Below are 12295 nucleotides of genomic sequence, written 5' to 3' on the forward strand. Positions count from 1 at the left end.
GTCAGCTTTTCATGCCTGCCCTTCCCCCAGACAGCCTGCTGAACGCCCGCCTCGTCGTGGATCTTTCGCCGGGTGCGGCGTGCGGTGGCCCGATCCTCGACGCGGACGCGCGGGCCTGTGCGCTGCTGGGCGACACAGCGGACGTGCTGCGGTCCTGTACCTTCGCCGACCTCGCCGTGCCCGACCAGGCGCAGGCCGCGATGCGGTTGCTGAGGGAGACCGCGTCGGCCACCGGCGCATCCGCGGCAGACGCCGTACCCACGCCGGAGGCGGTCACCAGGCGGCCCCTGGTACTCGGCGTGCGGGGTGAGCGGGTGCTGTGTGTGGTCACGGCGACCCGGGAACGGGCCGCCGACGGCCGGCTCGTCGCCACCGTCGAACTCACCCGCCCGGGACCCGGCTGGGAGAACTGGGCCGTACTGCACGCCGCGGCCGGTCTGCGCGGGCAGTCGGTGTGGGCGTACGACGAAGAGGCCGACCGGTTTCGGTGGATCTCCAACGACCTCGTGCACAGCCGCCACCACGCCGCGGGCCACCTTCCGCTGCAGACCGTCATGGATCAGCTGCACCCTGACGACGTGTCCGGGGTCGCCGAGGCGTTCTGGAAGCTGCGGCGCGGGGAGAGCGACTTGGTCGACATAAGCTTTCGTTACCCCGACGGCGAGGGCGGCTACCGGTGGCTCAGCTCGCTCTCCGGCATCATGCGGCTCGGTTTTGAGGGTCCGCGCCAGATCGTGGGGTCCACCGCGGACCACACGCACGCGGTGCGACGCAGGGAGGCCCTGGCGGAGGAGCACAGTCGGCAGAGCCGGCTGGTCCGTGAACTCGCGGCTGCTTTCATCGCGGCCAAGACGGAGGAGGAGCTCACCGAGGCGATCCTGCACAAGGTGGCGCCCGCGTTCGCCGGTACCGGAACCCTGCTGGCCTTCGTCGAGGAGGGACGCCGGCTGCGGGTCACCTTCGGGGACGGAATCGACCCCGCCATGGCCCACTCGCTGGACGGCATGGCGCTGGACGCGCCGAAACCGTTGGCCCACGCGATCCGGAAGAACCGCATGGAGGTCATCGACTCGCGGGCCGACTATCGAGCGGCATGGCCCCAGGCCCACCACCTGCTGGACGCGACGACGGCGGAGTCGTTCCTGATGGTTCCGTTCGCCGCCGAGGCGGACGTACCGCTGGGCGGTTGGGTCATCACGTACGACCGCCCGCACCGCACGACCGAACAGGAGCGGACGCTGCTGAACCTCACCGCGGAACTGGCCGGGCAGGCCTGGGCACGGATCCGGCTCAGCTCGGCGCGGGTGGAACTGGCCGGTGTGCTGCAACGCGACATGCTGCCCGCCGTGCTGCCGGCCACCGACGGCTACGAGATCGCGACCCGCTACCTGCCCGCCCACGAAGGGCTGGAGGTGGGTGGCGACTGGTACGACGTCATCGCCTTCCCGGACGGTTCGGTTGCCTGCATCATCGGCGACGTGCAGGGCCACAACATCCAGGCGGCGGCGCTGATGGGGCAGGTGCGCACGGCGATGCACGCGTACGCCTGGCAGGACCCCTCGCCCGACCGGGTGCTGCGCCGGACCAACGAACTGATGCTCCAGATGGGCACTCCCGGATTCGCCACCTGCCTGTACGTCCTGCTCGACCCCCAGGGACGCATCCGGTCGGCGCGCGCCGGTCACGTACCCCCCGTACGTCTCTCGGCGGGCGAGGCCTACACCGACGAGACGCCGGGAGCGCTGCCCCTGGGTGTCATGCAAGGCACGCGCTACCCGCTCTCCCGCGGTGTCCTGGCCGAGGGCGAAACCCTGGCCCTGTTCACCGACGGCGTGGTGGAGGGGCCCCAGCTCGGTGTGGACAGTGGCACGGCACTGGTCGCACGGGCCATGGAGGAGCTGCGGGGCCGGCCGGTCGAGGAGGTCGCCGACGCACTGATGAGCTGCGCGGTCTGCACCGAGCACCAGGACGACCGGGCGGTCCTGCTGGTCCGCCGTACGCAGCGGTCCCTTTGACGCCGCCGCGTGCCGGGGGGTGAGAAGAGGCGTCGGCGCGGAGTCGGAGAAAGGGGCGCAGCGCCTCCCGATGTCCGTCCCCAGCCCGGCCTGGTGGCGAGCGGGTTCGGCAGCCGTGGCGGAGTCCGGCCAGTAGGGCGAGGTACTGGGCGGCGTCCGCACGCGTCGGTCTACGTCAGGACGTCAGGACCGAGTGCGGGGCCCGGCCGGTGAGGGCGGAGGTCGCTGACGCGGACGCTCAGGCCGACGCCGCCCCCGGGCCGGTCCTGCCGGTCTCCGCGCTGCCCGGTGCGCGGGCATTGACCAGGACGAAGGCGGTCGCGGAAGCGGCGAGCATGATCAGGGCGGCCCAGCCGGTGGCCACCGTGAATCCGTGAACGACACCGGAGTTGACGATGTCGGTCTTCTCCTGCGGGGTCAGCCGGCCCGTCCGGGCCGCTCGGCTCAGGTGGGACGCCACGAAGGAGGCGGTGGCGGTGGTGGCGATCGTGTTGAGCAGCGCCGTGCCGACGGAACCGCCGATCTGCTGGGCGGTGTTGACGCTTGCGGAAGTGACGCCGGCGTCCTGCGGAGCCACGCCGGTGGTGGCCGTGGCCATGACCGGCATGAAGGTCAGTCCCAGCCCCAGACCCAGCAGCAGCATTCCTGGCAGGAGGTGTGCCGCGTAACTGGAGTGGGTGCCCAGGAAGGTGAGCGTGAACAGGCCTGCCGCACCGAGCAGGAGTCCGGGGCCCATGAGGAACCGCGGCGGTACACGGTTGAGGAGCCGGGCGGAAATCTGCGTCGATCCGATGATGATGGCCAGGGACATGGGCAGGAACGCGAAGCCGGTCTTCACCGGCGAGTAGCCGAGGATGTTCTGGAGGTAGTAGGTCATGAACAGGAACATCCCGAACATGCCGATGGTGGCCAGACCCATGGTGAGCATCGAGCCGCCCCTGTTGCGGTCCTTCACGATGTGCAGCGGAAGCAGGGGGTGCCGGGCCCGTGACTGCCACCAGGTGAACACCCCCAGCACCACAAGGCCTCCGAGGAGCAGCGTCAGCACCAACGGCGAGGTCCAGCCGCGCGACTCGGCTTCGCTGAGTGCGTAGACGACGGCAACGAGCCCGCCGCAGCCGAGGACCACCCCGGGGACGTCCAGGCTTGCCTCTCGGTGGCCTGCGGCGTCGTGGAGCAGGTAGAGCGCGCCGACGACTGCGACCACGGCGATGGGTACGTTGACGTACAGGCACCAGCGCCAGTCCAGGTACTCCGTGAGGATGCCGCCCAGCAGCAGGCCCAGGGCACCTCCGGCTCCCGCGATGGCGCCGTAGATGCCGAACGCCCTCGCGCGCTCCTTGCCGTCCGTGAAGGTCGTGGTGAGCAGTGACAGGGCGGACGGCGCGAGTACGGCTGCGAAGACGCCTTGCAGCGCCCGGGCCCCGAAGAGCATCGCGGGACCGGTGGCGGCCCCGCCGAGCGCCGATGCGGCGGCGAACCCCACCAGTCCGATGACGAACGTGCGCTTGCGCCCCACCAGGTCCGCGATCCGGCCGCCGAGGAGCAGCAGTCCGCCGAAGGCGAGGGTGTAGGCGGTGATGACCCACTGCCGGTTGCCGTTGGTGAGGCCCAGTTCGCGCTGGGCGGAGGGCAGGGCGATGTTCACGATGGTGGCGTCGAGTACGACCATCAGCTGAGCGAGCGCGATGACCGTCAGGGCCCACCAGCGGTGTGCGCCAGGGCCTCCGCCGGTGCTTGCAGGCTCACGCCGGACTGCGGAGGCTCCTGCTTCGTGGCTACTCACACCCCACACCACACCACGCCGGGGGTGATTCCGCCCGCGGAGATGTCCTTCCGGCACGAAGGGCCCCAGACCTCGCAGGGCTGGTACCAGGAGCTGATCCACCGGTGCTCGGGCGTCCGCGAAGGTGGAACTGGTTCAGGAGTCGATGCGTTCCCACCCGCGCCGGTCCGGGCGGGGTCCCAGCTGTCCCTGGTCCCGGCTGCGGTAGACGATGTAGGGGCGGAAGAGGTACTGGACCGGTGCGCTGAACATGTGGATCAGCCGGGTGAACGGGATCAACGCGATGAGCGTCAGCCCGATCACGACGTGGATCTGGTAGGTGAGCGGTACACCGTCCATGGCTGCCGCGTCGGGCTGCAGGACGAAGATGCTGCGCACCCAGGGCGCGATGGTCTCGCGGTAGTCGTAGCCGCTGCTCACCGAGGAGTTGGTGAGTTTCGCCCACATCCCCATCACGATCGCACCGAGCAGTACCAGGTACATGAGCTTGTCGTTGCGGGTGGTGGCCAGGAAGACCGGTCCGTTGGTGCGCCGGCGGTACAGGAGCAGGCCGATGCCCAGGACGGTCAGGACGCCCGCTGCGGTGCCGCCGAAGAGGGAGACCAGGTGGTAGTTGTGCTCGGAGAGTCCGGCCCACGCGGTCCAGGCTGTCGGCACGAACAGGCCCATGAGATGGCCGGCGAACACGAACAGGATGCCGTAGTGGAAGACCGGTGAGGCCACGCGGAGCAGTCTGGACTCGTAGAGCTGTGAGGAGCGCGTGGTCCAGCCGAACTTGTCGTAGCGGTAGCGCCAGACGGTGCCCGCGATCAGCAGTGCGATGACGACGTAGGGCAGGGCGCTCCACAGCAGGCGGTCCGCGATGCTCATGAGGGTTCTCCGGTCAGGACGGGCAGCAGGTCGAACTGTCCGTAGGGTTCCAGGCCGACGTCCTCACGCGGAGGACCGTTGCGGATCATGGCCATGGCAGCCGCACGGTCCCTGGGTGAGGGGCCGGGCAGGGTGGCGCACACCGCTTCGAGCAGTTTCACGTACGGGGTGTCGGCCTCGGTGAGGGCCAGCCGGAGAAGTTCCAGTCCCGGCCGGTGTTCGTGCAGGAGCTCCAGATGACCGGTGGCGGCGGCGAATTCGAGGACGGCGGGGAGGTAGTCCGGCAGTTCCTCGTCCGTGAATTCGAGTCCGTGCGCCCGGTAGACCTGTTTGAAACGCACGAGGGACATGCCGCGCCGGCGGGTGTCGCCGTCCGCCCACCAGCTGAGGTAGAGGCAGCGACGGTTCTTGAAGTCGAAGACCTGGACGTAGTGGGCGGCAAGCTCCTGCGGCGGTGTCGCGGCCGCGTGGGCGACGAAGTCGCGCAGGAGGGTGGCAGCCGGCACACGCAGGGGCGCCAGGGCGGCGTCCAGCATCGGCAGGTCCGCGCGGCGAGTCTCGTCCGGGTAGACGAGGCAGCGGGCGGCGGCCTGGTGCAGCAGGGCGGTTTCGCGACCGTCGTCCCGGCTCATCGGCTGGTCTCCTCGTCGTTGCCGGGCCGGTCGGTCCCGTCCGGGCGTTCCGGTCCGTCGGTGGCTTCGGGGTCCGTACGGGGGAAGAGGCCTGCGGGGCGCCCGTTGCCGTCCCAGTTGAGGAGGTTGACCCGGCCGCGCGTGCCCGAGGTGTCGGCGGACTCGTCGGCGCTCTGGCGGTCGCGCAGTGCGTGGAAGTTCTCGACGGCCACTGCGGGGACGGCGCCGGACGCCTCTCCGAAGGGGCCTGAGCCGCCCATGCCGGGGCCGTCCTCGAAGTCCAGGCTGCAGGTGTCCGGGACGGCGGACTCTTCGAGCCGCTTGGCGTCGCCCATGGCCGCGGTGGGGATGACGTAGCGGTCGTCGTACTTGGCGATCGCGAGCAGGCGGTACATCTCCTGGATCTCCCGGCCGCTCATCCCGACCGAGTGCGCGAGGTCGTCGTCGGGCTCGTCACCCAGGTTGATCGCGCGCATGTACGAGCGCATTGCCGCGAGTTTCTCCAACGAGGCACGCACCGGCCCCATGTCCCCGGCGGTGAAGATCTCCGCGAGGTATTCCAGCGGGATGCGCAGGGCGTCGATGGCGCCGAAGAGGTTGTTCGCGTCCTCGCCGTCGAAGCCGGTGTCGGAAAGGGCATCGACGACCGGGGAGAGCGGCGGGATGTACCAGACCATGGGCATGGTGCGGTATTCCGGGTGCAGGGGCAGTGCGACCTTGTACTTGCTGATCAGAGCGTGCACGGGGGAACGGCGGGCGGCTTCGATCCAGTCGTGACCGATGCCCGCGCGCTCGGCCTCCCGTCGCACCTCGGGGTCCTCCGGGTCGAGGAAGACGCCCAGTTGGGCCTCGTAGAGGTCCTTGTCCTCCGTGGTGGAGGCGGCCGCGGTGACCTTGTCCGCGTCGTAGAGGATGACGCCGAGGTAGCGCAGCCGTCCGACGCAGGTCTCCGAGCAGACGGTGGGCAGACCCACCTCCAGGCGCGGATAGCACAGGGTGCACTTCTCGGCCTTGCCGGTGCGGTGGTTGAAGTAGACCTTCTTGTACGGGCAGGCCGTGACGCACTGCCGCCAGCCTCGGCACTGGTCCTGGTCGACCAGGACGATGCCGTCCTCGCTGCGCTTGTACATCGCGCCGGACGGGCACGAGGCGACGCAGGAAGGGTTCAGGCAGTGTTCGCAGATCCGCGGCAGGTAGAACATGAAGGTCTGCTCGAAGGCGAACTGCACCCTTTCCGCGGCTTTCTCGCGGGTCCTGGCCACCATGGGGTCGAGGTCGCCGTGCTCGCTCGCGCCACCGAGGTTGTCGTCCCAGTTGGAGCTCCACTCGATCTTCATGGGTTTGCCCGAGATGAGGGAGCGGGGCTGCGCCACCGGGTAGTCGTCGCCGAGGGGCGCGTTGGTGAGGTTCTTGTAGTCGTAGGTCCAGGGTTCGTAGTAGTCCTTGATCTCGGGCATGACCGGGTTGGAGAAGATCGACGCGAGGCGTCTGAACCGGCCGCCCGAGGTCAGCTTGAGCTGACCGCGCCGGTTGAGTTCCCAGCCGCCGCGCCACTTGGCCTGGTCCTCGTAGCGCCGCGGGTATCCCTGTCCCGGCCGGGTCTCGACGTTGTTGAACCAGACGTACTCCATGCCGCTGCGGTTGGTCCACGCCTGCTTGCAGGTGACCGAGCAGGTATGACACCCGATGCACTTGTCGAGGTTCATGACCATCGCGATCTGAGCCATGATCCTCATCAGTACTGAACCTCCTGGCTGCGCCGCCGGATGACGGTCACTTCGTCGCGTTGGTTCCCGGTGGGACCCAGGTAGTTGAAGGCCCAGGAGAGTTGCGCGTAACCGCCGATGAGATGGCTGGGTTTGAGGATCAGCCGGGTCAGGGAGTTGTGGATGCCGCCCCGTCTGCCCGTGGCCTCGGCCTTGGGGACGTTGACGGTGCGCTCCTGGGCGTGGTGCATGTAGACGGTGCCGGCGGGCATCCGGTGCGAGACGACGGCCCGCGCCACGACGACTCCGTTGCGGTTGACCGCTTCGATCCACTCGTTGTCCTTGACGCCGATGGCTTCGGCGTCCTGCGGGGACATCCAGATGATCTGGCCGCCGCGCGAGAGCGACAGCATGAAGAGGTTGTCCTGGTACTCGGAGTGGATGGACCACTTGTTGTGCGGGGTCAGGTAGCGGACCGTCACCTCCTGGTGCCCGCCGGGGCCCAGGGCCGGTTCGCCGAACAGCCGGTGCATGTCCAGCGGCGGCCGGTAGATCGGCAGCGCCTCGCCGAGCTCGTGCATCCAGTCGTGGTCGAGGAAGAAGTGCTGGCGGCCGGTGAGGGTGTGCCACGGCTTGAGATGTTCGGTGTTGAGGGTGAACGCGGTGTAGCGCCGGCCGCCCGACTCACTTCCCGACCACTCGGGCGAGGTGATGACGGGGACTGGTGCGGCCTGCGTGTCGGCGTAGGAGACCCGCTTGCCCTCGTGCTCGGAGGCCAGGTGCGCCATCTCCTGCCCGGTGCGCTCCTCCAGCGTGCGGAAGCCCTGGGTGGCCAGCCGTCCGTTGGTGGTGCCCGACAGGGCCAGAATCGTGTTGGCGGTCTTGACGGCGGTGTCGAGCAGGGGGCGGCCGTCGGCGGGTCCGCCTCGTGCCGTGCCGTTCAGCCGGCCGAGGGACACGACCTCCTCGTCGGGCCGTAGCGCGATGCCCTTCGCCGGCAGCCCGAGCTCCTCCGCCAATGGTCCGAGCGCGGCCATCTTCGCCCCGACGGCCGTGTAGTCCCGCTCCACGACCGTCAGGCTCGGCATGGTCCTGCCCGGCACGGGTTCGCATTCGCACTTGCGCCAGTCCAGCATCACTCCCCCGGGCTGAGCGACCTCGCCCGGTGTGTCGTGTTGCAGCGCGGTGGCCACGAGGTCCCGGCGCGTGCCGAGGTGTGCGCGGGCCAGTTCACTGAGCCGCCCGGCCAGCGCGTGGAAGGCGTCGAAGTCGGTGCGCGCCTGCCACGGCGGGTCGACGGCGGGGGTGAAGGAGTGGACGAAGGGGTGCATGTCGGTGGTCGACAGGTCGTGCTTCTCGTACCACGTGGCGGCGGGCAGCACGACGTCGGACAGCAGGGTGGAGGAGGTCATTCGGAAATCCATGGACAGCAGGAGGTCGAGCTTCCCTTCCGGAGCCTGCTCGTGCCACTTCACGTCGCGCGGCCGTTCGTCCTCGGAGGCTTCCTCCGCGCGCAACGAGGAGTGCGTGCCCAGCAGGTGCTTGGTGAAGTACTCGGCCCCCTTGGCCGAGGAGCCGAGGAGGTTGGCGCGCCACAGGGTCAGGACGCGCGGCCAGTTCTGCGGCGCGTCGGGGTCCTCGCAGGCGAACCCCAGAGTGCCCGCCTTGAGCTCGTCCACGACGTGCTGGTCGGGCGTCTTGCCCGCCGCGTCCGCCTCGTCGGCCAGGTCGAGCGGGTTGCGGTCGAAAGTCGGGTAGGAGGGCATCCAGCCTGCTCGCGTGGACGCGGCCAGGACGTCCGCGCCGGTCATGCCCTCGAAGCGGCCTTCGCCCAGCGGGGAGGCCAGCACGTCCGCGGAGAAGCGGTCGTAGCGCCACTGGTCGGTGTTCAGGAACCAGTAGGCGGTGCCGATCATCTGGCGCGGCGGGCGGGACCAGTCGGCGCCCGACGCGAGGGTGGCCCAGCCCGTCACCGGCCGGCACTTCTCCTGGCCGACGTAGTGCGCCCAGCCGCCGCCGTTGCGCCCCTGGCAGCCCGTCAGTTGCAGCAGGGCGAGGAAGGCACGGTAGATGGTCTCGGAGTGGAACCAGTGATTGGTGCCGGCGCCCATGAGGATCATGCACCGGCCCTTGGACTTCTCCGCCGTCTGCGCGAACTCCCGCGCGATCTTGACGACCCGGGCGGCGGGCACCGAGGTGTGCACCTCCTGCCAGCCCGGGGTGCCGGGTGTCTCCGTGTCGTCGTAGCCGTCGGGCCACTGTCCGGGCAGCCCGTCACGGCCGACCCCGTACTGGGCGAGGAGGAGGTCGAAGACCGTGGTGACCAGCGGGCCGTCCTGCCCGCCGAGACGGGTGGCCGGTACGCCACGGCTGACCACGTCTCCCCGGCCCTGCCCGTGTTCACCGCCCTCGGTGTCGAACCGCGGCAGCAGCACCTCCACCCCGGCGGCGCGCCCGTCGCCGTACAGCGACAGCAGGGGGCTGATCTCCTGGAGGTCGAGGTTCCAGCTGCCCTTGCCCGAGTCGGTCCACCGGAACCCCAGGGACCCGTTGGGAACGGCCGGCCGGCCGGTCTTCTCGTCCAGGACCGCGGTCTTCCACTCGGCCCCCTCCTGCGTGTCCCCGAGGTCCGCCGAGCGCAGGAACTTGCCCGGGACCCACGCACCGTCCTTCTCCGTGAGGGTGATGAGGAACGGCAGGTCCGTGTACTGGCGTACGTAGTCGGTGAAGAAGGGGACCTGACGGTCGACGAAGAACTCCTTGAGCACCACATGCCCCATGGCCAGCGCGAGCGCGCCGTCGGTGCCGGGATGCGGGTGCAGCCACTCGTCGGCGAACTTGGCGTTGTCCGCGTAGTCAGGTGCGACCACCACGACCTTCTGGCCGCGGTAGCGGGCCTCTGCCATCCAGTGGGCGTCGGGGGTGCGGGTGACCGGGACGTTGGATCCCCACATCATCAGGTACGCCGCGTCCCACCAGTCGCCGGACTCCGGGACGTCGGTCTGGTCGCCGAACACCTGGGGGGAGGCGATCGGCAGGTCGGCGTACCAGTCGTAGAACGACAGCATGGGAGCGCCGATCAGGGACATGAACCGTGCGCCGGCGGCGTGCGACACCATCGACATCGCCGGGATCGGGGAGAATCCGGCCACCCGGTCGGGTCCGTGGGTCTTGATCGTGTGCACGTGCGCGGCGGCGACGATATCGACCGCCTCGTCCCAACTGGCCCTGACCAGTCCGCCCTTGCCCCGGGCCTGCTGGTAACGGCGGCGCCGGTCGGGGTCGGCCTGGATGTCGGCCCAGGCGAGTACCGGGTCACCGAGCCGGCCCAGCGCCTCCCGGTACATCTCCAGCAGGACACCCCGGATGTACGGGTAGCGGACCCGGGTGGGCGAGTACGTGTACCAGGAGAAGGCGGCACCGCGGGGGCAGCCGCGCGGCTCGTACTCGGGACTGTCCGGCCCCACCGACGGGTAGTCGGTCTGCTGGGTCTCCCAGGTGATGATGCCGTCCTTGACGTACACCTTCCAACGGCACGAGCCGGTGCAGTTCACGCCGTGCGTGGAGTTGACCACCTTGTCATGGCTCCAACGGTCCCGGTAGAAGACGTCTCCTTCGCGTCCCCCCTTGAGCTCCACACTGTGCAGGTCCGCCGCGGCGGTTCCCGGCCGGAAGAACCTCCCGGTCCTGAGCAGCAGCGCCCCTGGCTCTGACGTCTCGTCGGGCACGGCGGATCCTCCCTCGTGTGATGGGTGTCGCCCCCATCAGACAACTCCGCGGAACGCTCCGTGGACGTGTCCTGCCACACCGCTGGGCCATTTGGCGCAGTGACGGGCACCCGAGGCGGCCCGGCTGCCGGGTCCGCCTTGGGCCTGGGCGCGAGCGGGTGACATTTGCGCCCTTCGGTTGAGGCGCGCACCGCCGGGAAAGGGCCCGCCGGGGTGCCGCCCTCGGACGGGTGAGGTCCGCACTCCCGTCCCGGAGGGGGTAGTTCGCCTTGGCCGGTCCTGCACGGCCGGTTCCGCGCCCGGCTGCTCGTGGTTCCGACAACAACCCGCAGCACCTCTTCAGCGGGTTGCCGGCCGTAGCAGCCGACGCACGGCTCCGACCGCCACCACCACGAAGACGCTCAACGCAGGCCAGTAGAGAACCTCTCCGAGCGTCCACAGCCCGGGAATCCCCAGCGCCCCCGCCGTGGACAGTGCGGCCACGGCTGTCATGGCGAGCGGGAAGACCGTCGACCAGCGGCGGACGTCGTAGTGCGGGCGCGGCCAGCGCAGTTCGCAGAGGAGCAGGACCGCGTACCAGAACAGCGCCACACCTAGTGCCGCCAGGGTGATCACCCGCAGAGAGCTGTGCAGCACGCCCTGCCAAGATGGCTGGGTACCGGCTGTGACGACCACCAATTTGGAGCCTGCCAGCGCAGAAACAGCCATGGCTCCCGAGACGATCCAATGGTCGCCGGCCCCGGTCCTGAGCTGATGGAGGTCGAAGCGCCGCAGCACGAGCGCGTACAGAACGAGTCCGTCGGCAAAGAACGCGAGCGCGGGCCACAACAGCCAGCGCATTCCGGCGGCCCCCGCCACCACGCAGGCCAGTACGACGATCGCCTGCGTCGCCACGCAGACGAGGTAGGCGGCACCCGGCACCTTGTGCTCCCAGTGGCGCAGCACATGAACCATCAGCAACGGCCACAGCAGAACCGAGGCACAGAGCAGAGTCACCGACAGCGGTTGGTTGCCGAACAGCGCGATCCGCGTACCGAGGACGGCGGTCGCAGCAACGGTGGTCAGAGCGGGTGGTGTATCAGCCTCCTGCCGCCACTTGTTCCGTTCGTAGAGCAGGTGTCTGCCGAAGACCGCCGCGAGCACCGACCACGCCCCCAGCCCGAGGCAGAACAGCACCGCGGACGCCCACCGCGCCCCGAGCAGATGCAGGCCGACGGAGAGAATCGCGCTCGCCATGACAACAGCACCGGCGGCGGGCGGCAGTGCGTCGAGACCGCCGGCCGCACGGGCGGCGGCGCGGGTGAAGCGGGTCATGCTCGGCTCCTGAGGGCGGGCTGCGACGGCAGCTCGGCTCCTGATGGCGGGCTGCGACGGCGTGAGCACGTGCCTGTGATCAGTACCACGCACACGGCCCAGCGGCCGGGCCGCCCGGGCGGCGACGCGCGGTCCCGCCGCACTCGGCGGCCGGGCCGCCGTCAAGGGCCCCGCGGTCCGCCCGCCATTGGTGCCATCCCGTGGATTCGTCGCTGTCCTTCGCCGCGCCGCACAGGCCGGTCGG

The 12295-nt window shown here is 69.8% G+C and carries 7 protein-coding genes; 1 reads left to right on the plus strand and 6 read right to left on the minus strand.

Annotation, left to right across the window (positions count from 1 at the left end):
- Window positions 1-11 precede the first annotated feature (11 nt).
- Window positions 12-2015, plus strand: a complete 2004-nt coding sequence (locus tag ACIQM4_RS25690; protein WP_401595939.1) for a SpoIIE family protein phosphatase — start codon at window positions 12-14, stop codon at window positions 2013-2015.
- A gap of 238 nt (window positions 2016-2253) precedes the next feature.
- Here ACIQM4_RS25690 and ACIQM4_RS25695 read toward each other — a convergent pair whose 3' ends face one another.
- From ACIQM4_RS25695 to ACIQM4_RS25720, 6 genes are all read right to left on the minus strand, one after another.
- On the minus strand, window positions 2254-3687 hold the full coding sequence (locus ACIQM4_RS25695) for an MFS transporter (protein WP_401596265.1): 1434 nt from the start codon (window positions 3685-3687) through the stop codon (window positions 2254-2256).
- A gap of 249 nt (window positions 3688-3936) precedes the next feature.
- Window positions 3937-4671, minus strand: coding sequence for a respiratory nitrate reductase subunit gamma (gene narI / locus ACIQM4_RS25700; protein ID WP_401595942.1), 735 nt, complete (start codon window positions 4669-4671; stop codon window positions 3937-3939).
- Window positions 4668-5303 (minus strand): nitrate reductase molybdenum cofactor assembly chaperone, encoded by a 636-nt coding sequence (narJ, locus tag ACIQM4_RS25705; RefSeq protein WP_401595946.1) that lies wholly within the window; start codon window positions 5301-5303, stop codon window positions 4668-4670. The genes narI and narJ overlap by 4 nt, the downstream gene beginning before the upstream one ends.
- The gene (gene narH / locus ACIQM4_RS25710) at window positions 5300-7039 is read right to left on the minus strand and encodes a nitrate reductase subunit beta (protein ID WP_401595949.1); all 1740 of its coding nucleotides are present in this window, start codon (window positions 7037-7039) and stop codon (window positions 5300-5302) included. Before narH ends, narJ begins: the two co-directional genes overlap by 4 nt.
- Window positions 7039-10737 carry a nitrate reductase subunit alpha gene (locus ACIQM4_RS25715; RefSeq protein ID WP_401595951.1) on the minus strand — a complete coding sequence of 1233 codons (3699 nt, stop codon included), beginning with the start codon at window positions 10735-10737 and terminating at the stop codon, window positions 7039-7041. Before ACIQM4_RS25715 ends, narH begins: the two co-directional genes overlap by 1 nt.
- Before the next feature lie 339 nt (window positions 10738-11076).
- Window positions 11077-12051 carry a tellurite resistance/C4-dicarboxylate transporter family protein gene (locus tag ACIQM4_RS25720; protein ID WP_401595953.1) on the minus strand — a complete coding sequence of 325 codons (975 nt, stop codon included), beginning with the start codon at window positions 12049-12051 and terminating at the stop codon, window positions 11077-11079.
- Between the last annotated feature and the right edge of the window lie 244 nt (window positions 12052-12295).

The sequence above is a fragment of the Streptomyces sp. NPDC091272 genome (assembly GCF_044757485.1).
GTDB lineage: Bacteria > Actinomycetota > Actinomycetes > Streptomycetales > Streptomycetaceae > Streptomyces.